The sequence below is a fragment of the Roseateles noduli genome, assembly GCF_050626985.1.
GTDB lineage: Bacteria > Pseudomonadota > Gammaproteobacteria > Burkholderiales > Burkholderiaceae_C > Roseateles > Roseateles noduli_A.
The window spans coordinates 106840-131943 of record NZ_CP192463.1 but is presented as its reverse complement, the minus strand read 5'-3'; the positions used below and the strand labels follow the sequence as shown (position 1 = coordinate 131943).

The window sequence follows — 25104 nt, the reverse complement described above, 5'->3', positions numbered from 1 at the left end:
TCAGACCACCGGGTAGGCAGGGACGGTGAGCGTGTCCATCACGCTCGCCGTCACGCCACCCGCCGCCACATACGCGAGTTCCGCCGCCTTCTCGACGGCGTGCTCATGCTCGGCCGGTCGGCTGAGGGCCGGCTCCGCCTTGGACCGGCGGAACATGTCGGGCGTTTCCTTGACGAGGATCGGCGGCAGGGGCACCTCATTCACGTCGATGGCATCGACGCCCTTCGTCGAGTGCTGCGCCCGCACCCAGGCGCCCAGTTGGCTCAGCGCCGAGGCGAATGTTTCCAACGCCTGCTCCAGGCGAGGAGCGCCCGCGGCGAAGCCATCCTGGCAGGCGCCCGATCGGACGCCCAGGCCGGTGCAGGGACCGAAGTCCCAGGTCGTCGGCGTGTACGTCGACCAAGGCTCGTACCTGTCGAACCCGTAGCCATGGGAGAACAGGACGGGCATGACCGGCGTGGCCGGCATGAGCGGCATGACCGGCATGACCGGCATGACCGGCATGAATGGGACGGGCGGTCCAAAGAAGAAGTTGTTGAACATGGCGATGCTCCATGCAGTGGGACAAGCCGCCAGTGTCCCGACCGCTCCGGTGACACGCCATCGCGCGAGCATGTCGCGCCCCGAGGCGCGGCTCCCATCGACGGGTCAGCCGATGCCCTGCCCGGGTCGCGGACGTTCGCACGGACACACGAGGTGTCCGGGTCTGTCCACCCAGCGTCCGCTGACTGTCCGCGGACACTGACCCGCGCCGGGTGCCGATCGACAACCCGTTGATTTCAAACGGGAATTCACGGGTCCGCCGTGTGGCACGCCCCTTGCGAACAAGTGGGGCATCGATCACACGGACCACCCTCGGACACCTTCATGATTCGCGACACCTCCGGACAGGACGTTCCCCTCGCCCGCCCCCAGGGACGCCGCCGCCTGTGGCTGGCGCTGGCCGGCGCGGGGCTGCTGATTGCCGCGGTCGCCGCCGCGCCCGCCGTGCAGCGGATGATGGGCAGCGGCAATTCGGTCAGCCTGCAGCGCCTGTCCGTCGCCCCCGTCGAGATCGGCCCGCTGGTGCGCGACGTGGCCGGCGAAGGCAAGGTCGTCGCCGCGATGAGCCCCACCGTCTACGCGCTGCACGGCGGCAACCTGGTGCTCAAGGTCAAGGCCGGCGACAAGGTCGCCAAGGACCAGTTGCTGGGCGTCATCGACAGCCCCGACCTGCGCGCCAAGCTCGCCCAGGAGCAGAGCAACGCCGACGCGCTGCGCACCGAGGCGCTGCGCGCCGAGGTCGACGGCCGCGAGCAGCGCGCCGCCCTGCGCTCCACGTATGAGAACGCGGCCATCGACCTGCAGACGGCCCGCAACGACCTCGACCGCCAGACCAAGGCCTACGAGGCCGGCGCCGTCGCCGGCATGCAGGTCGAGAAGGCCCGCGACGCGATGGAGAAGGCCCGCATCACCGCCGCGCACGCGCAGGCCGGCCTCGGTCTGAAGGACGACAGCCTGAAGTTCGAGCTCCAGTCCAAGCAGCAGGCGCTGCAGCGTCAGCAACTGCTGGTCAAGGACCTGGAACGCCAGGTCGCGGAACTCGAACTGCACTCGCCGGTCGACGGCCAGGTCGGCCAGCTGCTGGTGGCCGAACGCGCCAACGTCGCCGCCGGCACGGGCCTGCTGTCCGTCGTCGACCTGAGCGCGCTGGAAGTGCAGATGCAGGTGCCCGAGAGCTTCGCCCGCGACCTCGCCATCGGCATGCCCGGCGAGATCTCCGGCAACGGCAGGCAGTGGAAGGGCCTGGTCAGCACGGTCTCGCCGGAGGTCGTCAACAACGAGGTCGCCGCGCGCCTGCGCTTCGACGGCGCCACGCCCGACCAGCTCCGCCAGAACCAGCGCCTGTCGGTGCGCGTGCTGCTGGACCGCCGCGACAAGGTGCTCACCGTCGCGCGCGGCAGCTTCGTCGAGGACGGCGGCGGCCGCTTCGTCTACGTCGTGCAGGACGGCCAGGCGGTCAAGCGCCCGATCCGCCTGGGCGCGCAGAGCCTGTCCAAGGTCGAGATCCTGGAAGGCCTCAAGCCCGGCGAGCAGGTCATCGTCTCCGGCACCCAGGCCTTCGAAGGCGCCGAGCGCGTGACGCTCAGCCCATGAGCGCTTGAGCCCTTGAGCCCTCCAGGCATCGCCGCTCCGATCCCCACCCTCCTTCAACGATTCCCACCCCATCACCGCCCCGCGAGGAACCTCATGCTGAAGATGCAATCGCTCTCCAAGGTCTACCGCACCGAAATGATCGAGACCTACGCCCTGCGCGAGTTCAACCTGGACGTGCGCGAAGGCGAGTTCGTCGCGGTGACCGGGCCGTCGGGCTCGGGCAAGACGACCTTCCTGACCATCGCCGGCCTGCTGGAGGCCTTCACCGGCGGCCGCTACCAGCTCGACGGCGTCGACGTCAGCGGCATGGACGACACGCAGCGCTCGCGCATGCGCAACGAGAAGATCGGCTTCATCTTCCAGGCCTTCAACCTGATCCCCGACCTCAACGTGCTGGACAACATCGAGGTCCCGCTGCGCTACCGCGGCATGAAGGCCGCCGAGCGCCAGCAGCGCGCCCGCGACGCGCTGGCCCGCGTGGGGCTGTCCGCGCGCGAGCGCCACTACCCCGCCGAGCTGTCCGGCGGCCAGCAGCAGCGCGTGGCCATCGCCCGCGCGCTGGCCGGATCGCCGCGCCTGCTGCTCGCCGACGAGCCGACCGGCAACCTCGACAGCGCGATGGCGCGCAGCGTGATGGACCTGCTCGAGGAACTGCACCGCGACGGCGCCACCATCGTCATGGTCACGCACGATCCGCAGCTCGCCGCGCGCGCGCAGCGCAACGTGCATGTGATCGACGGCCAGGTCGTCGACATCGCCGCCGAGCTCCACATGGACCCCGAGCTGCTGCGCACCGCCAAGCCCGTCACCCCGACCACGCCGACCTCGGCCTGAGACTCCTCCCGACCCCATCCCGACCCTCATCCCGACCATGAGACTGCCCTTCCCTTGGAGGCGCGCGACGGTGTCGGCGCGTTCGATTCGACCGGTTCCCCCCGTTCGTCCGGAACGCCCGTTGCGTTCGGCGCTGTCGGCGATGGCGCGGATGCCGGCGATCGCGGCGGTCCTGCTCTGCGCGGGCTGCTGCCTGCCGGCCGCGGCCGAGGACCTGCTCGAGATCTACGCGCAGGCCCGCGCCGCCGACCCCGTGCTGGCCGGCGCCCGCGCCGTGCGCGGCGAGCAGCAGGAACTCGCCGTCCAGGCCCGCGCGCAGCTGCTGCCGCAGTGGTCCGCGCAGCTGAGCGAATCCCACACCCGCGACGACGGCCGCCAGCACCAGCTGACGCACAGCCTGAACCAGGTCCTGGTCGACCTGAGCCGGCTGCGCAGCTGGGATGCGGCCAAGACGCTGGTCACCGCCGAAGACGCCCGAGTGCGCGCGGCCGAGGCCGACCTGTGCGCCCGCGTCGCCCGCGCCTACTTCGGCGTGCTGAACGCGCAGGCCACGCTGCAGACCGCGCAGGCGATCGAGGACGTGTACGGCCAGCAGGTCGCGCAGGCGCAGTCGCGCTTCGATGCGCAGCTGTCCGCGTCGCTGGACGTCGAGCAGGGCCGCGCGTACTACGAGCTGGCGCGCGGCAACACGGCGGCGGTGCGCGAGGACCTCCTCGACGCGCGCCAGGCGCTGGCGCAGATCACCGGCCGCATGCCGGGCGAGCTCAAGCCGCTCGCGCCCGACCTCGCGATGCTGATGCCCGATCCGGCCGATCCCGAGGCCTGGGTGACGCAGGCGCTGCGCGACAACCCGTCGCTGCAGGCCGCGGCGCTGGCGGTGAGCGCCGGCGACCAGCGCGTGGCCGCCGCGCGCGCCGCGCACCTGCCGACGCTGAGCGCCGGCCTGGACGGCCAGCGGCTGTCCGGCCCGGCCGTCGCGCCGCAGGATGCCGGCCGCTACACGACGACCGTGGGCCTGCGCCTGACGATCCCGCTCTTCGCCGGCGGCGCGACGGAGTCGCAGAAGCGCCAGGCGATCTTCCAGCGCGAGCAACTGCGCGACGACCTCGAGAGCGCGCGCCGGGCCATGACGCGCGAGACGCAGGCGCAGTACCAGGCGGTGCTGTCCGCGCTGAGCCAGATGCGCACGGCCGGCGCCGCGGTGCAGGCCGCCGAGAAGGCGCTGGCCTCGACGCGCAGCGGCCTGGACCTGGGCCTGCGCACGATGACCGACCTGCTGCTGGCGATCCAGACGCAGAGCAACGCCCGCAACGCCTGGGAGCAGGCGCGCCACCGCTACGTGCTGTCCAAGCTGCTGCTGCAGCAGGCGGCCGGCGCGCTCGGCGAACCCGAGCTGGCGTCCGTGAACACGCTGCTGAATCCCGTGCCCGTCAAGCCGTGAGCTGAGAGAGGACCCCCATGCTGACCTACTACCTCGAACTCGCCCTGCGCGCCATGCGCAGCCACCGCGGCCTGACCGCGCTGATGCTGCTGTCGATCGCGATGGGCGTGGCCGCCTGCATGACGACGCTGACGGTGTTCCACGTCATGTCCGGCGATCCGATCCCGGACAAGAGCGGCCGGCTCTTCAACGTGCAGCTCGACGCCGAGACCAAGCGGGACTGGAAGCCCGGCGACGAACCGGTGCTTCAGCTGACCCGCTTCGACGCGGAATCGCTGCTGCGCGAGAAGCGCGGCGTGCATCAGGTGGTGATGACGGGCGCGTTCCTGGCGATCGACCCCGCCGGCTCCGGCGACGCGGCGCAACCGCCGTTCTTCACCGGGGCGCGATTCACCTCCGCCGACTTCTTCGCGATGTTCGAGACGCCCTTCAAGTTCGGCAACGGCTGGACGGCCGCGGACGACAGCGCCGAGGCGCGCGTGACGGTGATCTCGAACGAGCTCAACGACAAGCTCTTCGGCGGTGCCGACAGCCGCGGCAAGATGCTGCGGCTGCGGGACAAGGACTTCACCATCGTCGGCGTGCTCAAGCCGTGGCGGCCCGCGCCGCATTTCTTCGACCTGACGCTGGGCGCCTACGCCAAGCCGGCGGACGCCTACATCCCGCTGTCCACCTCGCTGGGACTGCGCTTCGGCGGTGCCGGCAACATGAGCTGCTGGGGCGACACCAACGGCCAGGATCCCCGCGCGCTCAACACGCCCTGCGCCTGGCTGCAGTACTGGGTCCAGCTGGACACGCCGCAGCAGCTCGCGGACTACCGGACCTACCTGACGCAGTATTCCAACCAGCAGCGCGAGGCCGGCCGGTTCGAGCGGCCCGCCAATCCGAAACTGAGTTCGGTGATGGACTGGCTGAACCAGCGCAAGGTCGTGCCCAGCGACATCCGGCTGCAGGTGTGGCTGGCCTTCGGTTTCCTGGTCGTCTGCCTGACCAACACCGTGGGCCTGCTGCTGGCCAAGTGCCTGCGCCGCAGCGGCGAGATCGGCGTGCGTCGCGCGCTCGGCGCGCCGCGGCGGCAGATCTTCCTGCAGTTCCTCGTCGAGGCCGGCACGCTCGGCCTGGTGGGCGGCCTGCTGGGCCTGGCACTGACCTGGGTCGGACTGTGGGTGGTGCGGCAGAACCCGTCGGACTACGCCCAGCTCGCGCAGCTGGACTGGGAGATGCTCGCGACCACGCTGGGCGTCTCGTTGGCGGCCAGCGTGATGGCCGGCCTGCTGCCCGCCTGGCGCGCGTGCCAGATCACGCCCGCCATCCAGCTCAAGACGCAATGACGCACTGACGGCGCCGCCGCACGGACGCGCCGCCGCACTACCGACGAGTCAAGGAGACCGCCCCATGGACATCCTGCCCATCCTCTCGACGCTGAAGCGTCACAAGACCGCCGCCGGGCTCATCGTGCTGCAGATCGCGCTGACCTGCGCGATCGTCTGCAACGCCCTGTTCCTGATCGCCCAGCGCATCGAACGCATCTATGCCCCCACCGGCATGGCGGAAGACGCGCTGGTGGTGCTCTCCCTCTCCAGCATGGCCCGGGTCGAGAACCCCGAGCCGCAGACGCAGGCCGACCTCGTCGCGCTGCGGCAGGTCCCGGGCGTGGTGTCGGCCAGCCTGACCAACCAGTACCCGTTCGGCCGCAACTCCAACAACTCCAGCGTGCGCCTGACCGCGGACCGCAATACCTCCAGCCGCGTGGTGGCCGGCCACTACACGGCCGGACCGGGCTTCCTCTCGACGATGGGGCTGCGCCTGGTGGAGGGACGCGATTTCCAGCCTGAAGAATTCGTGCTGGGCTCGACCCTGGACACCAACCCCGACCCGCGCGTGCCGGCGACGATCATCAACAAGCGCATGGCGGAGCGGCTGTTCCCCGGCGAGTCGGCGCTGGGCAAGGCGATCTACGTCTACGGCAACGAGCCGCAACGCATCGTCGGCGTGGTGGAGAACCTGGCTTCGCCGAGCCCGGGTTCGCAGGACGAGAACGCACTGCACACGATGCTGATGCCGGTGCAACCGAGTTTCCGCGGCGGCACCTTCATGATCCGTGTCGCGCCCGGCGCCAACCCCGAGGCCGTGCTGAAGGCGGCGGGCGAGAAGCTGCTCGGCAACAGCCCGGGCCTGCGTCGCGTCATCCGCGAGCAGGAGACCTTCATCAAGCAGCGCAACGACTACTACCGCCAGGACCGCTCGATGATCCAGCTGCTGGCCGGCGTCTGTATCGGACTGCTGGTGGTGACCGCCTTCGGCATCGTCGGCCTGGCCAGCTTCTGGGTGCAGCAGCGCACGCGGATGATCGGCACGCGGCGCGCGCTGGGCGCCACGCGCGGCCAGATCCTGCGCTACTTCCAGACCGAGAACCTGCTGCTGTCCACCGCCGGCATCGTGCTGGGCATGATCGGCGCGTACGGCATCAGCCTGCTGCTGATGCGGAGCTACGAGCTGCCGCGCCTGCCCTTCGTCTATCTGCCGATCGGGGCGCTGGTGCTCTGGGCGCTGGGCCAGATCGCGGTCTTCGCGCCGGCGCGCCGGGCCGCGGCGCTGCCGCCGGTGGCCGCGCTGCGCGGCGGTTGATCGCCCGCGCGATGCCGTCCCACCGCCCCCGTTCCCTCGGGGGCGCCTCTCCGGCGCGAGTCTCTCGCGCCGTTTTCCGCTTTATGCTGCGCCTCCAATGAGAACCGTCCTGATCATCGATGACCACGCCGGTGTCGGCGAGGCGCTGTCGCTGCTGCTCTCGCTGCACGACATCGAGCCGCTCTACGCGGCCTCGCCGGCCGAGGGGCTGGCGCTGCTGGCGCAGCGTCGCGTCGACCTGGTGATCCAGGACATGAACTTCAGCGCCGACACGACCTCGGGCGAGGAAGGCCGCGAGCTCTTCCAGCAGCTGCGCGGACGCCATCCCGACCTGCCCATCATCCTGCTGACCGCCTGGACGCAGCTGGAGCAGGCAGTGGCGCTGGTGAAGGCCGGCGCGGCGGACTATCTCGCCAAGCCCTGGGACGACGCCAAGCTGCTGGCCACGGTCGAGAACCTGCTGGAGCTGGCCGAGAACGGCCGCGCGCTGCGCGAGAGCCGGCACGAGCAGCGCCAGCGCCGCGACGAGCTGCGCCGCCGCTACCGGCTCGACGGTCTGGTCTTCGAGTCGTCGGCGCTGCTGCGCTGCCTGGAGCTCGCCTGCCAGGTCGCGCGCTCGGCGGCGCCGGTGCTGGTCACCGGCCCGAACGGCAGCGGCAAGGAACGCGTCGCGGCCATCGTGCATGCCAACTCGGCGGTGGCCGACGGTCCCTTCGTCGCCATCAATTGCGGCGCGCTGCCGGGCGAGCTGATCGAGGCCGAGCTCTTCGGCGCCGAGAGCGGCGCCTACACCGGCGCGGCGCGCGCCCGCGAGGGCCGCTTCGAGACCGCCGACGGCGGCACCCTCTTCCTCGACGAGATCGGCAACCTGCCGCTGGCCGGCCAGGTGAAGCTGCTGCGCGTGCTGGAGACGGGGCGCTTCGAACGCCTGGGCTCGAGCCGCACGCGGCAGACGACGGTGCGCGTGATCTCCGCGACCAACGCGGACCTGCGCGCGATGGTGCGCGCCGGCACCTTCCGCGAAGACCTCTACTACCGGCTCAACGTGATCGAGGTCGCCCTGCCGGGACTGGCCGAGCGCGTGGCCGACATCCTGCCGCTGGCGGAACACTTCCTGGCCGGCCGCGCGACGCTCAGCGACGGCGCGCGCGAGGCGCTGATGGCGCATCCCTGGCCGGGCAACGTCCGCGAACTGAAGAACGCCATCGAGCGCGCCGCGCTGCTGGCGCCGGGCCGCGTCATCGGGGAGCAAGACCTGGCACTGCCGGCCCTCTCGCCGCTGACCTCGCCGCTGGCCTCGCGCAACCTCGACGAGCCCAGCCGCGAGGCCGTGGTGGCCGCGCTCGCATCGGCCTCGGGCGTGGTCAGCCGCGCGGCGCAGTCGCTGGGGTTGTCGCGCCAGGCGCTGTACCGGCGCATGGAACGCTACGGGCTGGACGCCGGATGAAGGAGGCGCCGCCGGGCCCGACCGGGCACGCCACGGGGCGCGCCAACCGGCACGCGAGCTGGCATCGCTCGCTGCACATGCGGCTGGCGCTGTGCCTGATCGCCGCGGCCGTCGCGGCGGTCTCCATCCACCTGACCCTGACGCTGTGGCCGGTGCCTCAACTGCTGCGGTCCCTGGGCCACGACGCGCCGGAGACCTGGAGTGCCGCCGCGGTCGGACTCACCTTCCTGCTGATGCTCCCCATCGTCTGGGGCCTCGCGAGCCTGCTGCTGATGCCGTTGGCGCGGCTGCTGCGGGCGCTGGAGAGCACGGTGCTCAGCTATCGCGACGGCGAGTTCGGCAGCGGCATTGCCGCCGATCCTCCCGGCGGGCTGGCGGAGCTGTCGACCCTCACGCGGCTGCACAGCGAGCTGGGCCTGGCCCTGCGCGAGCAGCGGCGCCACCTTGCGCAGCGCGAGCTGCTGCTGGACACGGTGGTGCAGAACACGCCGGTGGCGCTGCTCCTGACCGACGCGAACGAGCGCATCGCCTACGCCAACATCGCCGCACGCCAGTTGATGGACCAGGGACGCAGCCTGGCGGGTCGCGGACTCGACGAGCTGCTGGTGGACGCGCCCGAAGACCTCCGCCTGGCCTTCTCGGGCGCGCAGGACGGGCTGTTCAGCGTCATGCAGGATGGGCAGGAGGAACGCTACCACCTGTCGATGCGCGACTTCCGGCTGCAAGGGCAGCCGCACCGCCTGCGCCTGCTGCGCCGCATGACGAAGGAGCTGTCGCGGCAGGAGGTCGCGAGCTGGAAGCGCGTGATCCGCGTGATCAGCCACGAGCTGAACAACTCGCTGGCGCCGATCTCGTCGCTGGCGCACAGCGGCGCGGAGCTGTCGCGGCGCGGCATGCACGAGCGCGTGCCCGGCGTCTTCGCCAGCATCGGCGACCGCGCGAAGCACCTGCACCAGTTCCTGGCCGGCTACGCGAGTTTCGCGAAGCTGCCGGCGCCCGTGCTGGCGCCGGTCGAATGGACGCCCTTCATCGAGTCGCTGGGCGCGCACTACCCGTTCGCCCTGGTGGGCGGGCTGCCCGCGGTGCCGGGGCGCTTCGACGCGGCGCAGATCGAGCAGGCGCTGATCAACCTGCTGAAGAACGCACACGAGTCCGGCAGCGCGCCGGAGGGCGTGAGCCTGAGCGTCGGCGCGGCGCGCGAGGACTGGCGCATCGAGGTCGGCGACCGCGGCCCCGGGATGACCGAGGCGCAGCTGTCGCAGGCGCTGATGCCGTTCTATTCGACCAAGCGTAGCGGGAGCGGGCTGGGCCTGGCGCTCGCGCGCGAGATCGCCGAGGCGCACGGCGGCCGCATCGCGATGGGCAACCGCGAAGGTGGCGGCCTGTGGGTGGCGATCAGCTGGCCGAGAAGCTGATCGTTGGCGTCCTCGATGCGCGGCCGTGCCCGTGAGACGACGTCTCGCGGTATGGGGTGGGGGTTTTCGCGCTGGCCGCGAAAATCTCTACCCCATGCCGGTGCTCGACCGGCGCAGGCGAGTCACTTGTAGAACGCTTCGACCTTGCCCTTGAGCTTGATCATCATCGGCTGGCCCTTGCGGTCCAGCGTCTTGCCGGCGGGGACGCGGATCCAGCCTTCGGAGACGCAGTACTCCTCGACGTCCTTGCGTTCCTTGCCGTTGAAGAGGATGCCGATGTCGTGCTCGAACACGGCGGCGACGTGATGCGGGCTGCGCGGGTCGATGGACAGGTGGTCGGGCAGTTCGGGGCGGGTGGTGTCGCTCATGGTGTCGCTCATCACGGGGGCGTTCTAAGGGAATCGGAAAACGCGGCATTGTCCCGCAGACCGACGCCCTAATATCGCCGGCATGACAGCCAACGCCATGCACTCCTCATCCGTCGCGCCATCGAGCGGCACTTCCAGCGGCACTTCCAGCGCCTCATCCCGCATCCTTTCGAACGACGCGTCCCGATCCGCGGTGGACGCCGTCACCTTGGATGCGCTGGCGGCCTTCCCCGCGCAACTGGCGGCGCACTTCGCGCTCTTCCCGGTTGAAGCGCGCCACTGGGCACCGTCCTCATGGGACGGCGTGCCGAGCGAACCGCTCACCGCGATCGAGCAGGTCTGCCATGTGCGGGACATCGAGATCGACGGCTACCAGCAGCGCATCCGCCGCACGCTGGGCGAAGACGATCCGCTGCTGCCCTCGCTGGACACGGAGGCGCTGGCGCGCGAGCGCCGCTACGGGGAGGATGATGCGGCGGCCGCTCTGGCCGCCTTCGCGGCGGCGCGCCAGGAGACGCTGGCGCTGCTGGCGTCGATCACGCCGGAGCAACTGGCGCGTCGCGCGCGCTTCGAAGGGTATGGTCCGCTGACCTTCAAGTCGCTGATCCACTACCTGTGCAGCCACGACCAGCAGCACCTGGCGGGCCTTCAATGGGTGCTGGGGCAGTACGACGCGGCGCAGCTCAGGGCGCGTTGACCGCCGGGGCCGCCGGGCCGACCGAGCAGGTCGAGCGCATCGAACGCATCGAACGCACTGAGCGCTCTGAGCGCTCTGAGCGCATCGAGCGCATCGACGTCGGTCAAGGACTCAGTCGTCGCAGCGCTGGACCACCGGCGTCGCGTACTCGTGGCCGACGACGGCGCGGGCGAAGAGGTAGTTCTCGCGGGCCTGCTCGCTGAGCTGGTCGAGTGCGACCTGGCCGCGCTCGTCGCACGGGAAGGACAGGCCGCGGCCGGAGTGGAACAACGACTCGAAGCGCAGCAGGTAGCGGCCATGGCCGTGGCCATGGACGTGGGCGTGATTGCTGCGGGAGCCTGATTCGCGCTGGAGCGCACCGAACTGGGAAGGACTCATGGACGGTCTCCGCGGCCCACGGGGAGGTGGGGCCGGACGAGGCAACATTAGGACGCCGCCTCCGGCGCCGCGCGTGCAAACGTCGCAGGTCGCGCGACTGTTTCCAACCCGCCCCCTCACTCGCGTGACGCTATGCGCCCAAGGTCCTGCTCCACGTATCGCCTGACGTCTGCCTGACGTCCGCCCGACGTCTTGCCCGGCGCTCGCGCGGAGCTGCGGCATCATGGATCCATGGACCCTCGCACCGACGACTTCTACCGGCGCTACGCCGGGCGCCTCGCCTCGCAGCCCGAGTCGCGACGCAGCGCGATGCTGCCCGTCGTCGAGGCGGCGCTGCCGCGCGGCAGCCGCGTGCTCGACGTCGGCGCCGGCGCGGGGCGCGATGTCGCCGGCATGCTGGCGGCGGGACTGGACGCCTATGGCGTTGAGCCGATCGCAGAGATGCGCGAACGCGCGCTCGTGCAGTTCCCGGAACTGGCGGGCCGACTGCGCGACGGCGCCCTGCCCGACCTGGGACGCCCCTTCGGCGATGTGGCTCCGGACGGATTCGATGGCGTCGTGTGCAGCGCGGTGCTCATGCACGTCGGCGCGGATGACCTCCCTGGCGCGCTGTCCGCGTTGGCCGCCACGCTGCGGCGCTCGGCCGACGGGCAGCAGGCCGCGGAGGGCGTGGTGATGCTGCTGGCGCTGCCGGAGCAGCTCGACGGCTCGCTGGCCGAAGGCCGCGAGTCGACGGTCGTCGATTCGCGAATCACGCGCCGGAGCGTGTGGCGGCGCTGCTGACACCGATGGGTTTCTCACTCGCCGCGCACACGACGAGCGATGCAATGCTGAGCGCAACGGGGACGCGCTGGCACACAGTCACGTTGCGAAAGTGAGCCCCGCCACATTTCGTCTTGCGACCTTATTTCCCGGTCGCGAAATAAGGGGCGAACGCGAAATATGGCGGACTCAGCCCCCCGCCTTCTTCGGCGCGAATCCCGTCGTCGTCAGCCAGGCCATCACCTTGTCCAGGTGATCGCCCTGGATCTCGATCGTGCCGTCCTTGACGGTGCCGCCGCTGCCGCAGGCGGCCTTCAGCTTCTTGGCCGTCTCCGTGAGCTCCGCCGCCGTCATCGGCAACCCGAGCACCACCGTCACGCCCTTGCCCTTGCGGCCCGCCGTCTCGCGGCGCACCCGCACCTTGCCGTCGCCCAGCACGGCGTTCGCCGCCTGCGCCTTGCAGCGGCAATCGGCCTGCGCCTGCCGGCAGTCCGGGCACACGCGCCCGCCGTTCGTCGAATAGACCAGCGCCATCGCTCCGCTCCTGTCTCGTGAGGCCCGCGCTCAGCGCGCCAGCGTGCGCGCGAAGAAGGCGTCGATCGTCCGGTACAGGTGCAGCTTCGCGCTGCGCCCTGCTATGCCGTGTGCCTTGCCCGGGTAGATCATCAGCTCGAACGGCCGCGCCTCGTTCTGCAGCGCCTCGGTCAGGCGCAGCGTGTGCTCGAACAACACGTTGTCGTCCGCCGTGCCGTGCACGATCAGCAGCGGCTTGGTCAGCAGCTTCGCGCGCGTCACCAGGTTGGACTGGCGGTAGGCGTCGCTTTGGCCGTCCTTGCCGTCCTTGCCGCCCTGCGGCATGCCGAGATAGCGCTCGGTGTAGGCCGTGTCGTAGAGCGTCCAGTCCGTCGGCGGAGCGACCGCCACCGCCGACGCCAGCGGCGTGTCGGCGTCCAGCATCGCGCGTTCCGCCAGGAAGCCGCCGTAGGACCAGCCGAAGAAACCGATCCGCGCCGGGTCCACGCCCGCCACCTGCTTCGGCAGTTGACGCACCGCGGCGAACAGGTCGTTCACGTCCACCGCGCCGAAGGCCAGGCGATGCGCGCGCGTGAACTCGCGGTCGCGGTTCTGCATGCCGCGCGTGTCGAGCGTGAACACGCCGAAGCCGCGCCGCTGCCAGTAGGCGATCAGCGCCGTGTCGCGGCTCCAGTTCCAGTTGGTGGTCGAGGTGCCGGGCCCGCCGTAGGCCATCGTGATCACCGGATGCGGACCGGCCTTGCCGTCCAGCGGCGCGAAGTACAGCGCGTTCAGCGGCGTGCGGCCGTCGGCGGCAGTGATGTCGACCACCGCCGGCTTCGGCACGATGCGCGCCAGCAGCGCGTCAGGCGCATCGCCCGGCAGCGGCAACGGTTTCGCGCCGGCCTTCACCGACTGCAGCGACAGCGCGGGCGGCTCGCCCCACGCGCCGCGCGTGACCAGCACCCGCGCGCAGTCGCCGTCGCCGCGCGCATCCCGCCATTGACGCGGCTGTGCACCGTCCAGCGGCCGGCTCGTGCCGTTCAGGTCGATCGCGAACAGCTCGCGCGAGCGGCCGCGATCGCGCGCCGCCGCGTAGACCACCGTCTTGCCGTCGCTGCACACGCGGTGCGCGACCGGCTCGGGCTCGTTCGTCAGCGGCCGGCGCTCGCCGGTGCGGCGGTCCACCAGCACCAGCTGGCGGCGGCCGGAGGACTCGCTCGACCACAGCAGCGCCGGCTGGCCCGACAGGGTCAGCCCGTCGATCTCCTGCAGGTCGTCGTGCACTTCGACCCAGGCCGGATCGCGTTCGTCGATCACGGTGCGGCCCGGACCGGCGCCGTTCGCGTATTCGGTCAGCGCCAGCTTGTGCTGGTCGCGCGTCAGCGTCTGCAGCCACGGCGTGCCGTCGCCGAACCAGCCAGCACGGGCGATGTATTCGGCGTCCGAAGGCAGCGGCAGCGGCGTCATGCGGCCGTCCGACACCTGCAGCGTCCACGCGGTGACACGGGCGTTGTTCTCGCCGGCACCCGGGTAGCGCTGCTGCGTCATCGTCGTGCGGTCGGAGAAGATCTGCGCCCGCGTCTTCACCGCCACGTCGCGCTCGTCGACGTTCAGCGCCAGCAGTTGTTTGCCGTCCGGAGACCACCAGTAGCCGCGCTGGCGGCTGAGTTCCTCCGCCGCGATGAATTCAGCCAGGCCCCAGAAACGCGTCTCCGTCGCACCCTTCGTCAGCGCGCGCGCGGCGCCGTCGCCGTCGAGCGCCTGCACCCACAGCTCGCCGCCCTTCACGTAGGCGATGCGGCTGCCGTCGGGCGAGCAGGTCGGATCCTGCTCCGGCACCTGCTCGTCGTTGGTGAGGCGCTGCGCCGTCGGCCCCTGGTCGCCGAGGCGCACCAGGTACAGGTCGCCCGACAGCGGGAACAGCAGCGCCTTGCCCGACGGGCCGCACCACTGATAGCCGGTGATGCCGCCCTGCGAGATCCGCTTGCGCTCCAGCGCCATGCGTTCCGCCTCGGTCAGCTGCTGGCTGCGACCGCCGAGCACGTCCGCCGCCGAGACCAGCTTGCGCGGCGCGCCGCCGGCCGACGGCTGCGCCCAGAGTTCGAGCTGCTCGCTGTCGGTCTCCGACGGGCGCAGATAGCTGACCCACGCGCCGTCCGGCGAGATCTCGGCCTGGCGCACCAGACGCCCCTGCAACGGCGGATCGCCGAAGACGCGTTCCAGCGTCAGCGGGACGATGTCCTTGGCGGAAGAGGAGGCAGTCGGGACGGTCGGGGCGGCCGTCGCGGCCGCGGCAAACACCGGCGCCAATGCGGCGGCGAGCGCCAGCAGGCGCGAGGTCAGGCGGTAAGCGGTCATGCGGCGATCAGCGAGTCGCTGTCTTGTTGTTGATCGGGATCGGAGAGGTCTGCGGCGCGCTCGTCCAGGGCACGGTCATCCGCCTCGCAGGCGCTGAAGGCGTCGACGAGCTCGTCCTCCTCCGCATCGGGCGGCGGCGCCGTCGGATCGAGCGGACGGCCGAACAGCGTCATGGCCAGCACGTCCGGCGCGTTGATCGTGCGCACGCGCTGGTAGGTATCTTCCGCCTCGGGATAACGGCGGCGCAGGTAATGCAGCCACTGCTTGAGGCGGCCAGCCTGGTGGCGCGTCGCCACGTTGCGGCGCACCTGGGCGAAGAAGCCCTCCATCAGCGGGATCATGTCCGGCCAGGGCAGCGCGGTGGCGCCGGGCACGTGGTCCCTCGCGTTGCTCTTCGCGGCGTCTTTCGCGTCTCCCTGCGCAGGGCCGAGCGCCGCGCGCACCGCCAGCGCCAGTCCGGGATCGGCCACCATGCCGCGCCCCAGCATCAGCGAGGTGCAGCCGGACTCCTCCAGGCAGCGCAGCGCGTCCTCGACGGTCCACACCTCGCCGTTGGCGACGACGTCGATGCCGACGGCTTCGCGCAGCACGGCGATCTGGTCCCAGTAGGCCGGCGGCTTGTAGCCGTCGCGCTTGGTGCGGCCGTGCACGACCAGCTCCGACGCGCCGGCCGCCTCGATCGCGCGGGCGCAATCGAGCATGCGGCCGCGATCCTCGTTGCCGAGCCGCATCTTGGCCGACACCGGCAGGTGCGCCGGCACCGCGCGGCGCACGGCGGCGACGATCTCGCCGACCAGTTCCGGCTCGTCGAGCAGCACCGCGCCGCCGCGATGCCGGTTCACCGTCTTGGCCGGGCAGCCGAAGTTGAGGTCGATGCCTTCGGGGTCGAGCTCGGCGAGCCGCGCGGCGTTCTCCGCCAAGCACTGCGGGTCGGAGCCGAGCAGCTGCGCCCGCACCGGCACGCCGGCGCGCGTGCGTCCGCCGTGGAGCAGCTCCGGCACGATGCGCGTGAACACGCGGCGCGGCAGCAGCCGGTCGGTGATGCGGATGAACTCGGAGACACAGCGGTCCACGCCGCCGACACGGGTCAACGTGTCGCGCAGCATGTGGTCCAGCAGGCCCTCCATGGGCGCCAGCAGAATCATTGGAGGCAGGGAGCCCGCCGCGCTCGTGGCGCCGCGGGTCGGCGGTCTGGAAAGACCGGGAGCATAGCGGAAGCGCCTATTCCAGGGACTTCCCGGACTGTTCGGCCGGCTTGGCGCCCGCACCCGCGACCGGAGCCGTGCCGGCCTTCGCCAGCTTCTCCTCGCGGTCGCGCACGCTCAGCCACAGGCGCACGTCGAACTCCAGCTGCGAGTAGGCCGGCTCCATGTGGTGGCACAGCGAATAGAACGCCTTGTCGTGCTCCAGCTCCTTCAGATGCGCGAGCTCATGCACGACGATCATCTTCAGGAACTCCGCCGGTGCCTCGCGGAACAGCGTCGCGACGCGGATCTCGCGCCGCGTCTTGAGCCGGTTGCCGTGCACCACGGCCTGCCGCGTGTGGGTGCCCAGCGCGTGCTGGATGACCTTGAGCTTGGCGTCGTAGGCGACGAGCGCCAGCGGCCCCGCGTTGCGCATGAAGCGCTGCTTCAGGTCCTGGGTGTAGTCGAACAGCGCCTTGTCGCTGCGGACCTCGTGCGCCTGCGGGTACTTGCGCGACAGCAGCGGCCCGAGCTCGCCCGCGTCCAGCATCTGCTGCGCCTGCGCGACCAGCGCCGGCGAATAGCCTTGCAGGTACTTCACGACGCGGTCACTGCACGGCGGCGGCGGCTGGCGCCGGCGGCGTCGCGTAGTTCGCGCTGATCCAGTGCTCGAAGCGCTCGAACATCGCCTGCTCCGCCGACGCACCGCCGTCGCCGTTGTCGGCCAGCAGTTGCGCGCCGTGGACCACGCGGACATGCGCATCCAGCGGCGGGCCCTCGTCGGCGCGCTCGCCGCGGCGCTCGGACGCGGCCAGCAGGTCCTGCGCCTTCGCCCAGGCCTGCTCGACGGTCTCGTCGCAAGCCTCGGCCAGATAGCGGGCCGAGAAGCCCTCGCCGGTCAGCCGGCGCAGCGTCGCGTCGTGCGACAGGCTGTTGCCCGGCGCCCAGTAGGCCTGCGCAAGCGCCGGCCCGATCGCAGGGTTGTCGGTGAGGTAGCCGTCGCGCTGCAGGAAAAACGCCCGCGTCTGGTGGACCGCCATGTGCGCGAGCAGGTAGCCCTGATACGACGCCGCCGACTCCTGGTTCAGCAGGTGCGGGATCGCGAGGATTGGCCGCGGCGCGCGATCGACGCCCTGGATGCGGCGCTCCATCGTCCGGGCCAGCGCGAGCACGGCCTCGGGCGTGCGTTCCTCGTCGGACATCGCGTACAACGCCGCCTCGAAGTACGGCACCACGGCGATCGCGCGCTCGTCGAAGGCCCGCATCGGCTGCGCCGAGGCGATGCGGTCGTGGATCAGCTCGTCGGGGATCGACTGCCCGTCGACGGTGCGCGCGTAGCGCTTGAGCCAGTCCGCGTCGCCGAGCAGGCTGTCGCAGAACATCGACTGCGTCTCCGCGTAGGCCATCGAGGTCGGCGCGAACTCCTGCGAGAAGCACGGCGAGTTCTGCGTCACGTTGGCGAAGTGGGCCGCGTGGCCGCCTTCGTGGAACAGCGTCATCATCGCGCGTGCACCGCTGCCGACCTGGTCGGGCTTGGCCTCGGCGGTGAAGTTGATCTCGCCGGCGTGCCAGCGGCCCTGCTCGTCGAACCATGTCGGCAGCGGGCCGTGGCAGAAGCCGTTCTGGTACTTGCCGGGGCGCTGCAGCAGGTCCAGGCGCATCGTCGCGCCGCGGTACTGGATGCCCAGCCGGCGGAAGCTCCGCACCCAGCGCCGCAGCGCCGGACCGAAGGGCATGTACGGGTCCATCCGGCGGGTCACGTCGCCGGCGCTGTGGAAGCGCAGGTTCCACGGCGCCAGCGCGTCCGGGCCGTGCTTCGCGACGAGCGCGTCATGCGCGCGCTGCTGCGCGGCCTCGGTGCGGGCGACGAAGTCGTCGAGCACGCCGAAAAGCTCCGCCTTCGTCATGCGCTCGTTCTTGCGCAGCTTCATCTCGAAGTAGTCCGGGAAGCCGAGCGCGCGCGCCAGCCGGTTGCGCAGCGCGACGATCTCCAGGAAGCCGTTCTCCAGCACCCAGCGCTCGAGGCCGTGCAGCGCCTCGTAGGAACTGCGGCGACGCGATTCGTCCGGGTTGGTGGCCGCATTGGTCGACAGCATCGTCAGCGTGGCGGCCTCGGTCTCGCCGCGGTCGTTGACATGCGTCGGGGCGAAGTCCTTGCGCTTGGCGAAGAGCAGGCGCTCGGCCTCGATCAGCTCGGCCATCAGGCGGCGGCCTTCGTCGTTGTCGACGATGTTGGCCTCGAACACCCCCAGCCAGCCGCGCAGGCCGTGGGCCAGCGCCTGGCGGGCGTCGGCGTCGGCGGCGCCCGGCGCGGCTCCCACCGCGGCCTCGACGGCGGCCAGGTGCGCGCGCGTCGCGCCCAGCTTCTCCGGATCGGAGATGAAGGCCTTGTAATCGGTCTCGGCGCGGCCGAAGCCCTCGTGGTCGTCGCTGGTGGCCATGTAGGTGGCCCAGAACAGGTCTTCCTTGCGCTTGTGGACCGCGACGTAGTCGCGGTTGAGCTGGTCGAAGAAGGCCTGGGCGGCTGGGACGGCCTGGGCGGCCTGGGCGGTGGGCCCGCCGTCCACCGGGGTGGAAGTCGTGACGTGAGGCATCGGGCAAGCTTAGCGCACGGCATGATGGCGGTCATGGATCACGCCCATGAAGCCGCCCATGACGACGCCGAGGACGCCGGCGAGCCTTCCCAGCCCACCCCGGCCGCGCCGGCCGCACCGGCCGTTCACGTCGTCGAACTCCATCCGCAGGGCTGGCGCTTCGACGCGCCCGAGGATCAGACCTTGCTGCTCGCGGCGCTCGACCACGGCCTGCGGCTGCCGCATTCCTGCCGCAACGGCACCTGCCGCGCCTGCATCGCGAAGCTGGCGTCGGGCCGCGTCGAGTACCGCATCGAGTGGCCCGGCCTGTCCCGGGAGGAGAAGGACGAGGGCTGGATCCTGCCCTGCGTCGCCTGCGCGCGCTCGGACCTGGTGATGGACCAGCCGCAGACGATCAACCTCTTCGACGTCCCGCCGCCGCCGGGGCCTCGGCGCTGAACGCATTTCGCACAAGCTGCGGCGATTCACCCACACGCGGGTTCACGACATCGCCTTCCGCGCTTTTGTTCACGGGCCACCCCGCATATCCATCGATCAGTTTTCTCCCCCAACAGGCAGCATCGCGCCATCTGTCAAACCTGCCGGCGACGACACGACAGCCTCCCCGGCGGTCGTCGGACCAAGAAGAAGGACTGTGGAAATGCTGAACTTGAATCGTTGGCGGCTGCGAAGCCGCGTCCTCGCCGGCTTCGCGCTGGTGATCGTGCTGATGGCGGTGGCCTCGGCGGTGGGCGTGATCCGGGTGTCGATGCTGCACCAGCGCATCGAGCGCCTGGTCGAGGTCGACATGCACACGCTGGAGATCTCGCGCCAGTGGTCGGGCCTGACCGAGGGCAACATCCAGCGCCGCATCGTGCAGTTGGTCGTCGACGACGAGAACTTCGTCAAGGCCTTCACCTCGCGCTCGAAGGAACTGTCGGCGCGGATCGACAAGATCCAGAAGGAGCTGGACGACAGCATCACCGAGAAGGACGGCGCCCGCCTGATCGACGAGATCGGCGCGGCCCGCAAGAAGTACCAGGACGCCCGCGAGGCGGCCATCAAGGTCAAGGAAGGCGGCGGCGACGTGAAGCCGATCGCCGCGTCGCAGCTGATCCCGGCGATGAACGACTACCTGGCCGCGATCGACAAGTTCGCCGAGCACACCCGCGACCTGCTGCAGGCGGCGCGCCATGAGGCGCAGGCCGAGGCCGAGAGCACCCGCAACCTGGTCATCGCGCTGATGACGGTGGCGATCGCGCTGGGCGTGGGCATCGCGCTGGTGATCACGCGCTCGGTGACCGAGCCGCTGGCCGAGGCGCAGTCGCTGAGCCGGGCCATCGCCGAGGGCGACCTCAGCCGCCGCGGCCCCGACGTCGAGGGCACCGACGAGGTCGCCGCATTGCGCCGCTCGCTGCAGGAGATGCAGCAACGCCTGGCCAGCACCATCGCCAGCGTGCGCTCGTCCGCCGACCAGGTCCGCCACGCGTCCTCCGAGATCGCCACCGGCAACGCCGACCTGTCCAACCGGACCGAGCAGGCCGCGAGCAGCCTCGAAGAAACCGGCGCCGCGATGGCGCAGCTTGGCGAAGGTGTGAAGCTCAACGCCGAATCGGCGCGTGAAGCCGATGCCCTGGCGCAGACGGCCTCGCAGGTCGCCGGCCGCGGCGGCGCGATGGTCGAGCAGGTCGTCGCGACGATGAACGAGATCCAGCAATCGTCCAACAAGATCGCCGACATCATCGGCGTGATCGACGGGATCGCGTTCCAGACCAACATCCTGGCGCTGAACGCCGCCGTGGAAGCGGCCCGCGCCGGCGAACAGGGCCGCGGCTTCGCGGTCGTGGCGAGCGAAGTGCGCTCGCTGGCGCAGCGCAGCGCTGAGGCCGCCAAGGAGATCAAGTCGCTGATCTCGGCATCGGTCGAACGCGTGGACGGCGGCTCCCGCCTGGTCGGCGAAACCGGCGCCACCATGCGCGAGATCGTCACCAGCGTCGAACGCGTCACCCGCGTCATCGGCGAGATCTCCGCGTCAAGCGCGGCGCAGTCGCTCACCCTCGGGGAAATCGGGCAGGCCGTGCGCCAGCTCGACCAGATGACGCAGCAGAACGCGGCATTGGTCGAGGAATCGGCGGCCGCCGCGGAGTCGCTCAAGGATCAGTCGGCGCAGCTCGTCGATACCGTCTCGAGCTTCAAGCTCGGCTGACACTCTTGAGAACCTGCGCTTAGCCAAGCGCGGGCTCTCCGCGGCGCAGGGGGCGCCCCTCCAGGGACCCCCAGCACCACTCCGGCCCCAGTGAGACCCCTCACTGCGGGCCTTTTCGCTTTCTGGGACCCTCATCCTTCTCGGGTACCCCGTGGGCCGCAGGGCCATGGAGGGGTCGGTAAACTGGCGCGATGAATGCGCCTCTCAACGCGGCCCTCCACGCGGACTTCCCAGGCGCCGAGCCTGAACGCTGGACCCATCGCTTCGCGACACTCGGTCCCGACTTCTTCACCGAACTCCCCGGCACCGGACTGCCCGACCCGCATTGGGTCGCGACCAGCCCCGATTGCGCCGCCCTGCTCGGCTGGCCCGAAGACTGGTGGACACGCCCCGCCGCGCTCGACGCCTTCAGCGGCAACGCCCGCCTCGCCGGCATGAAACCACTGGCCACCGTGTACAGCGGCCATCAGTTCGGCGTCTGGGCCGGGCAGTTGGGTGACGGACGCGCGCTGCTGCTGGGCGGCGTCGATGGCCCGAACGGGCATTTCGAGTTGCAGCTCAAGGGCGCGGGGTTGACGCCCTATTCGCGTCGCGGCGATGGCCGCGCGGTGCTGCGCTCGTCGATCCGCGAGTTCCTCTGCTCCGAAGCGATGGCCGCGCTGGGCATTCCGACGACACGCGCACTCGCGATCACGGGCTCGACCTCGCTGAAGGTGCAGCGCGAGCGCGTCGAGACCGGCGCCATCGTCACGCGCGTCGCGCCGAGCTTCCTGCGCTTCGGCCACTTCGAGCACTTCACGCATCACGGCATGGAAGCCCGCACGCGCGAGTTGTTCGACTTCTTCCTTCGCCACCACGCGCCGGAATGCGCCGACGCGCCGAATCCGGTGACCGCCGCGCTGGCCAAGGTCGCCGCGCAGACCGCGGAACTCGTCGCGCTGTGGCAGGCCGTCGGCTTCATGCACGGCGTGATGAACACCGACAACATGTCGATGCTGGGACTGACCATCGACTACGGTCCGTTCGGTTTCATGGACGGCTTCGATCCGGGCCACATCTGCAACCACTCGGACCATCAGGGCCGCTACGCCTTCGCGCGGCAGCCGCAGGTGGCGTTCTGGAACCTGCATGCGCTGGCCCAGGCGCTGCTGCCGTTGATGCCCAACATCGAGACCGACGCGGAAGCCGCCGGCGACGAGCTGATCGAGGCGCTCGAGATCTACCGCGAACGCTTCGGCGCCGCGCTGCTCGGCGCGATGCGCGCGAAGCTCGGCCTCACCGCCGAGGTCGACGAGCGCGGCGAAGACGGCCCGCTGATCGACGACTGGCTGCGGCTGCTGGCCGCGCATCACACCGACTACACGATCGCGCACCGCCGGCTGGCCGGTTTCGATCCGGCCCAGCCGCTGGATGCGGCGGCGAATGCGGGCATCCGGGACCTGTTCCTGGACCGCACCGGGTTCGACGCCTGGGCGTCCCGGTACGCGGCGCGCTTGAAGATCGAGCCGATGGACGCACTTGGGACCCGTGCCCGACGGATGAACGCGGTCAATCCGGCGGTGGTGCTTCGAAACCATCTGGCCGAGATGGCGATCCAGCGGGCCGAGGCCGGCGACTTCAGCGAAGTGCGCCGGCTGCTCGATGTGCTGCGCCGTCCGTTCGACGAGCCCGCGCTGGCGTCCGACGCCGGTTTCCCGCCCGACTGGGCGCAAACACTGGAGGTTTCCTGTTCATCATGAGCCGCTACGACAAGTTCATCCAAGACGCCACCGACCAGGACCGCGACCGCGACACCGCCTACCCCGTCAAGAAGACGGACGCCGAGTGGCGTGAACAGCTGGATCCGACCCAGTACCAGGTCGCTCGCCATGCCGCGACCGAGCGCGCCTTCACCGGCAAGTACTGGGACCACTGGGAAGCCGGGAACTACAACTGCGTCGGCTGCGGCACGCCGCTGTTCAAGGCGGACACCAAGTTCGACGCCGGCTGCGGCTGGCCCAGCTACTACGAGCCGATCAACGCCGAGGTGGTCGAGCGCGTCGTCGACGCGACGCACGGCATGGTCCGCGTCGAGGTGCGCTGCAACCACTGCGGCACGCACCTGGGCCACGTCTTTCCCGATGGTCCGGAACCGACGGGCGAGCGCTTCTGCATCAATTCCGCCGCGATAGACTTCGAGCCCCAGCGCTGAGCGCGCCGTACTGATTCCCGACCGAATGAAGCTCCTGCTCGATTTCCTGCCGCTCCTGCTGTTCTTCGTGACGTTCAAGTACGCCGACGGACAGCCGGACTGGGCAGCGGCCTTCGCCACCGAGCATCTCGGTTTCCTGGTCTCCGGCGGCAAGGTCGGTCCGACCGAGGCGCCCGTGCTGCTCGCCACCATCGTCGTGATGCTGGCGACCATCTCCCAGGTGCTCTTCCTGAAGCTGCGCGGCCGCAAGGTCGACCTGATGCTGTGGATCAGCCTGGGGCTGGTCGTCACGCTCGGCGCGGCCACCGTCTACTTCCACAACGAGACCTTCATCAAGTGGAAGCCGACGATGCTCTATTGGGCGTTCTCCGCGGCCTTCTTCGTCAGCCACGTCTTCCTCGGCAAGAACCTGCTGCGCAAGATGCTGGGCGCCGAACTGCCGCTGCCCGATGCCGCATGGACACGGCTCAACTGGGCGTGGGTGGCCTTCTTCGGACTGATGGGTTTTGCGAATCTTTACGTCGCTTACTCGTTCAGCACCGAGGCCTGGGCCAACTTCAAGGCCTTCGGATCGACCGGCCTGATCCTGCTGTTCACGCTGGGCCAGGGCGTCTACATGAGCCGGCATCTGCCGCACGAGGCCGAGGCGCCCGCCGAGGAGCCCAAGCCATGAGCGGCGGCGACGAAGGCGGGCATTCCTCGTCGACATCGAGGGCGGCGCCGAATCCGGCGGCCACGCCCTCGGTCGAGATCGAGGCCCGGCTGAGGGCCGCGCTGGCGCCGGTCTCGCTGCGTCTGCGCGACGACAGCGCGCACCACGCGGGGCATGCGGGAGCGCGCGAAGGGGGGCATTACTACCTCGAAATCGTGAGCGCGCGCTTTGCCGGTTTACCCAGGGTGGCTCGGCATCGGCTCGTATATGATGCCCTCGCCGATCTGATGCAGAAGGGCATTCACGCGCTGGCCATCGAGGCTCGCGCGCCCGACGAACAGCAGAAACCAGGTCCTCAGTAGCGCCGCGTGTCGGCGCTTTGTTTTGGAGCGCTCACGCTCACCCGAGAGTCGAAAGGCCCTTTACCCATCATGAAGAAGTTTGTGCTCGCCGCCACCGTGGCGGTCATCGGCGCCGTGGCCCTGCCGGCCCTCGCCCAGAACATCGCGATCGTGAACGGCAAGCCCGTGCCGAAGGCCCGCGCCGACGTGCTGATCAGCCAGATCACCAAGGGTGGCCAGCCGCGCAGCCCGGAGATGGAAGCCAAGGTCAAGGAAGAGGTCGTCCTGCGCGAGATCTTCCTGCAGGAAGCCGAGAAGCGCGGCCTGAACAAGACCGACGACTACAAGAACCAGATGGAACTGGCGCGCCAGTCGCTGCTGATCCGTGAGCTCTTCGCCGACTACGCGAAGAAGAACCCGATCACCGACGCCGACGCCAAGACCGAATACGACAAGTTCAAGGCGCAGGCCTCGGGCACTGAATTCCACGCCCGCCACATCCTGGTGGAGAAGGAAGAAGACGCCAAGGCGCTGGTCAAGCAGCTCAACGGCGGCGCCAAGTTCGAAGACCTGGCCACCAAGAACTCCAAGGACACCGGTTCCGCCCAGAACGGCGGCGATCTGGGCTGGTCCGCGCCGGACGCCTACGTGCCTGAGTTCAGCGCTGCCCTGGGCAAGCTGAAGGCCGGCGAGATGACGCAAGAGCCGGTGAAGTCGCAGTTCGGCTATCACATCATCAAGCTGGAAGAGACGCGCCAGGCGCAGTTCCCGGCCTTCGACGACGTCAAGGGCCAGATCATCCAGCGCATGCAGCAGCAGAAGGTCGCGGAGTTCCAGGAGGAACTGCGGACCAAGGCCAAGACCGACTTCAAGTTCTCCGCGAACTGATCGCCGATCCGAACAGTCTTTGCTGTACTGTTCAGAGCCCGCGCCGCTGCAGGTCAGCCGCGCGGGCTTTTCACATCTGAAGCATCCCC

At 70.2% G+C, this 25104-nt stretch carries 24 protein-coding genes; 16 read left to right on the top strand and 8 right to left on the bottom strand.

From position 1 onward, the window contains the following. Entirely contained in the window at positions 1-543 is a 543-nt protein-coding gene (locus ACQ4L4_RS00570; RefSeq protein ID WP_431102308.1) for a hypothetical protein, read from the bottom strand. A gap of 324 nt (positions 544-867) precedes the next feature. Between ACQ4L4_RS00570 and ACQ4L4_RS00565 the strand changes: the two genes are divergently transcribed. From ACQ4L4_RS00565 to ACQ4L4_RS00535, 7 genes are all read left to right on the top strand, one after another. Continuing rightward, positions 868-2136 carry an efflux RND transporter periplasmic adaptor subunit gene (locus tag ACQ4L4_RS00565; RefSeq protein WP_377156657.1) on the top strand — a complete coding sequence of 423 codons (1269 nt, stop codon included), beginning with the start codon at positions 868-870 and terminating at the stop codon, positions 2134-2136. A 93-nt stretch (positions 2137-2229) separates the two neighbouring features. Continuing rightward, complete coding sequence (locus ACQ4L4_RS00560; protein WP_431102307.1) at positions 2230-2970, top strand: ABC transporter ATP-binding protein; 741 nt, start codon at positions 2230-2232, stop codon at positions 2968-2970. Between the two features lie 121 nt (positions 2971-3091). After that, positions 3092-4411 carry a TolC family outer membrane protein gene (locus tag ACQ4L4_RS00555; protein ID WP_431102306.1) on the top strand — a complete coding sequence of 440 codons (1320 nt, stop codon included), beginning with the start codon at positions 3092-3094 and terminating at the stop codon, positions 4409-4411. A gap of 17 nt (positions 4412-4428) precedes the next feature. After that, a complete protein-coding gene (locus ACQ4L4_RS00550; protein ID WP_431102305.1) occupies positions 4429-5742 on the top strand; it encodes an ABC transporter permease in 1314 nt (437 codons plus the stop codon). A 64-nt stretch (positions 5743-5806) separates the two neighbouring features. Further along, a complete protein-coding gene (locus ACQ4L4_RS00545; protein WP_431102304.1) occupies positions 5807-7039 on the top strand; it encodes an ABC transporter permease in 1233 nt (410 codons plus the stop codon). 97 nt (positions 7040-7136) lie between these two features. Then, the gene (locus tag ACQ4L4_RS00540; protein ID WP_431102302.1) at positions 7137-8486 is read left to right on the top strand and encodes a sigma-54-dependent transcriptional regulator; all 1350 of its coding nucleotides are present in this window, start codon (positions 7137-7139) and stop codon (positions 8484-8486) included. After that, entirely contained in the window at positions 8483-9901 is a 1419-nt protein-coding gene (locus tag ACQ4L4_RS00535) for a sensor histidine kinase (RefSeq protein WP_431102300.1), read from the top strand. The genes ACQ4L4_RS00540 and ACQ4L4_RS00535 overlap by 4 nt, the downstream gene beginning before the upstream one ends. Positions 9902-10023: 122 nt before the next feature. Here the strand turns inward: ACQ4L4_RS00535 and ACQ4L4_RS00530 are convergent, their stop codons facing one another. After that, positions 10024-10269, bottom strand: a complete 246-nt coding sequence (locus tag ACQ4L4_RS00530; protein WP_431102299.1) for a DUF3297 family protein — start codon at positions 10267-10269, stop codon at positions 10024-10026. Positions 10270-10366: 97 nt separating this feature from the next. Here ACQ4L4_RS00530 and ACQ4L4_RS00525 point away from each other — a divergent pair, with 97 nt between their 5' ends. Next, positions 10367-10966, top strand: coding sequence for a DinB family protein (locus ACQ4L4_RS00525; RefSeq protein ID WP_431102298.1), 600 nt, complete (start codon positions 10367-10369; stop codon positions 10964-10966). 111 nt (positions 10967-11077) lie between these two features. Here ACQ4L4_RS00525 and ACQ4L4_RS00520 read toward each other — a convergent pair whose 3' ends face one another. Beyond that, entirely contained in the window at positions 11078-11344 is a 267-nt protein-coding gene (locus ACQ4L4_RS00520; protein WP_377156671.1) for a hypothetical protein, read from the bottom strand. 231 nt (positions 11345-11575) lie between these two features. Between ACQ4L4_RS00520 and ACQ4L4_RS00515 the strand changes: the two genes are divergently transcribed. Beyond that, a complete protein-coding gene (locus ACQ4L4_RS00515; protein WP_431102297.1) occupies positions 11576-12127 on the top strand; it encodes a class I SAM-dependent methyltransferase in 552 nt (183 codons plus the stop codon). Between the two features lie 168 nt (positions 12128-12295). Here ACQ4L4_RS00515 and ACQ4L4_RS00510 read toward each other — a convergent pair whose 3' ends face one another. From ACQ4L4_RS00510 to ACQ4L4_RS00490, 5 genes are all read right to left on the bottom strand, one after another. Further along, positions 12296-12640, bottom strand: coding sequence for a translation initiation factor Sui1 (locus ACQ4L4_RS00510; protein WP_431102296.1), 345 nt, complete (start codon positions 12638-12640; stop codon positions 12296-12298). A 30-nt stretch (positions 12641-12670) separates the two neighbouring features. Next, positions 12671-14980, bottom strand: a complete 2310-nt coding sequence (locus ACQ4L4_RS00505; RefSeq protein WP_431102294.1) for a DPP IV N-terminal domain-containing protein — start codon at positions 14978-14980, stop codon at positions 12671-12673. Further along, on the bottom strand, positions 14977-16107 hold the full coding sequence (locus ACQ4L4_RS00500) for a tRNA dihydrouridine synthase (protein ID WP_431102292.1): 1131 nt from the start codon (positions 16105-16107) through the stop codon (positions 14977-14979). The genes ACQ4L4_RS00505 and ACQ4L4_RS00500 overlap by 4 nt, the downstream gene beginning before the upstream one ends. Before the next feature lie 94 nt (positions 16108-16201). After that, complete coding sequence (locus ACQ4L4_RS00495) at positions 16202-16765, bottom strand: YgjP-like metallopeptidase domain-containing protein (RefSeq protein ID WP_431102290.1); 564 nt, start codon at positions 16763-16765, stop codon at positions 16202-16204. Positions 16766-16772: 7 nt separating this feature from the next. Further along, positions 16773-18758 carry a M3 family metallopeptidase gene (locus tag ACQ4L4_RS00490; protein WP_431102289.1) on the bottom strand — a complete coding sequence of 662 codons (1986 nt, stop codon included), beginning with the start codon at positions 18756-18758 and terminating at the stop codon, positions 16773-16775. Between the two features lie 33 nt (positions 18759-18791). Here ACQ4L4_RS00490 and ACQ4L4_RS00485 point away from each other — a divergent pair, with 33 nt between their 5' ends. The 7 genes from ACQ4L4_RS00485 (at position 18792) to ACQ4L4_RS00455 (ending at position 25015) form a co-directional block, all read left to right on the top strand. Beyond that, positions 18792-19196: a 2Fe-2S iron-sulfur cluster-binding protein gene (locus ACQ4L4_RS00485; RefSeq protein WP_431102288.1), complete on the top strand. Its 405-nt coding sequence runs from the start codon at positions 18792-18794 to the stop codon at positions 19194-19196. Positions 19197-19398: 202 nt separating this feature from the next. Further along, positions 19399-20943 carry a methyl-accepting chemotaxis protein gene (locus tag ACQ4L4_RS00480; RefSeq protein ID WP_431102286.1) on the top strand — a complete coding sequence of 515 codons (1545 nt, stop codon included), beginning with the start codon at positions 19399-19401 and terminating at the stop codon, positions 20941-20943. A 191-nt stretch (positions 20944-21134) separates the two neighbouring features. Next, complete coding sequence (locus ACQ4L4_RS00475; RefSeq protein ID WP_431102285.1) at positions 21135-22682, top strand: protein adenylyltransferase SelO; 1548 nt, start codon at positions 21135-21137, stop codon at positions 22680-22682. Then, on the top strand, positions 22679-23134 hold the full coding sequence (gene msrB, locus ACQ4L4_RS00470; RefSeq protein WP_431102284.1) for a peptide-methionine (R)-S-oxide reductase MsrB: 456 nt from the start codon (positions 22679-22681) through the stop codon (positions 23132-23134). The genes ACQ4L4_RS00475 and msrB overlap by 4 nt, the downstream gene beginning before the upstream one ends. A 25-nt stretch (positions 23135-23159) precedes the next feature. After that, the gene (locus tag ACQ4L4_RS00465; RefSeq protein ID WP_431102283.1) at positions 23160-23807 is read left to right on the top strand and encodes a septation protein A; all 648 of its coding nucleotides are present in this window, start codon (positions 23160-23162) and stop codon (positions 23805-23807) included. Beyond that, complete coding sequence (locus ACQ4L4_RS00460; RefSeq protein WP_431102282.1) at positions 23804-24148, top strand: BolA family protein; 345 nt, start codon at positions 23804-23806, stop codon at positions 24146-24148. Before ACQ4L4_RS00465 ends, ACQ4L4_RS00460 begins: the two co-directional genes overlap by 4 nt. Before the next feature lie 69 nt (positions 24149-24217). Then, positions 24218-25015 carry a peptidylprolyl isomerase gene (locus ACQ4L4_RS00455; protein WP_377156693.1) on the top strand — a complete coding sequence of 266 codons (798 nt, stop codon included), beginning with the start codon at positions 24218-24220 and terminating at the stop codon, positions 25013-25015. Positions 25016-25104: the final 89 nt, after the last annotated feature.

Coding starts and splice junctions, on each gene's coding strand:
- ACQ4L4_RS00570 (WP_431102308.1), bottom strand. CDS start 543: ATGTTCAACAACTTCTTCTTTGGACCGCCCGTCCCATTCATGCCGGTC.
- ACQ4L4_RS00565 (WP_377156657.1), top strand. CDS start 868: ATGATTCGCGACACCTCCGGACAGGACGTTCCCCTCGCCCGCCCCCAG.
- ACQ4L4_RS00560 (WP_431102307.1), top strand. CDS start 2,230: ATGCTGAAGATGCAATCGCTCTCCAAGGTCTACCGCACCGAAATGATC.
- ACQ4L4_RS00550 (WP_431102305.1), top strand. CDS start 4,429: ATGCTGACCTACTACCTCGAACTCGCCCTGCGCGCCATGCGCAGCCAC.
- ACQ4L4_RS00545 (WP_431102304.1), top strand. CDS start 5,807: ATGGACATCCTGCCCATCCTCTCGACGCTGAAGCGTCACAAGACCGCC.
- ACQ4L4_RS00540 (WP_431102302.1), top strand. CDS start 7,137: ATGAGAACCGTCCTGATCATCGATGACCACGCCGGTGTCGGCGAGGCG.
- ACQ4L4_RS00535 (WP_431102300.1), top strand. CDS start 8,483: ATGAAGGAGGCGCCGCCGGGCCCGACCGGGCACGCCACGGGGCGCGCC.
- ACQ4L4_RS00530 (WP_431102299.1), bottom strand. CDS start 10,269: ATGAGCGACACCACCCGCCCCGAACTGCCCGACCACCTGTCCATCGAC.
- ACQ4L4_RS00525 (WP_431102298.1), top strand. CDS start 10,367: ATGCACTCCTCATCCGTCGCGCCATCGAGCGGCACTTCCAGCGGCACT.
- ACQ4L4_RS00520 (WP_377156671.1), bottom strand. CDS start 11,344: ATGAGTCCTTCCCAGTTCGGTGCGCTCCAGCGCGAATCAGGCTCCCGC.
- ACQ4L4_RS00515 (WP_431102297.1), top strand. CDS start 11,576: ATGGACCCTCGCACCGACGACTTCTACCGGCGCTACGCCGGGCGCCTC.
- ACQ4L4_RS00510 (WP_431102296.1), bottom strand. CDS start 12,640: ATGGCGCTGGTCTATTCGACGAACGGCGGGCGCGTGTGCCCGGACTGC.
- ACQ4L4_RS00505 (WP_431102294.1), bottom strand. CDS start 14,980: ATGACCGCTTACCGCCTGACCTCGCGCCTGCTGGCGCTCGCCGCCGCA.
- ACQ4L4_RS00500 (WP_431102292.1), bottom strand. CDS start 16,107: ATGGAGGGCCTGCTGGACCACATGCTGCGCGACACGTTGACCCGTGTC.
- ACQ4L4_RS00490 (WP_431102289.1), bottom strand. CDS start 18,758: ATGCCTCACGTCACGACTTCCACCCCGGTGGACGGCGGGCCCACCGCC.
- ACQ4L4_RS00485 (WP_431102288.1), top strand. CDS start 18,792: ATGGATCACGCCCATGAAGCCGCCCATGACGACGCCGAGGACGCCGGC.
- ACQ4L4_RS00480 (WP_431102286.1), top strand. CDS start 19,399: ATGCTGAACTTGAATCGTTGGCGGCTGCGAAGCCGCGTCCTCGCCGGC.
- ACQ4L4_RS00475 (WP_431102285.1), top strand. CDS start 21,135: ATGAATGCGCCTCTCAACGCGGCCCTCCACGCGGACTTCCCAGGCGCC.
- msrB (WP_431102284.1), top strand. CDS start 22,679: ATGAGCCGCTACGACAAGTTCATCCAAGACGCCACCGACCAGGACCGC.
- ACQ4L4_RS00465 (WP_431102283.1), top strand. CDS start 23,160: ATGAAGCTCCTGCTCGATTTCCTGCCGCTCCTGCTGTTCTTCGTGACG.
- ACQ4L4_RS00460 (WP_431102282.1), top strand. CDS start 23,804: ATGAGCGGCGGCGACGAAGGCGGGCATTCCTCGTCGACATCGAGGGCG.
- ACQ4L4_RS00455 (WP_377156693.1), top strand. CDS start 24,218: ATGAAGAAGTTTGTGCTCGCCGCCACCGTGGCGGTCATCGGCGCCGTG.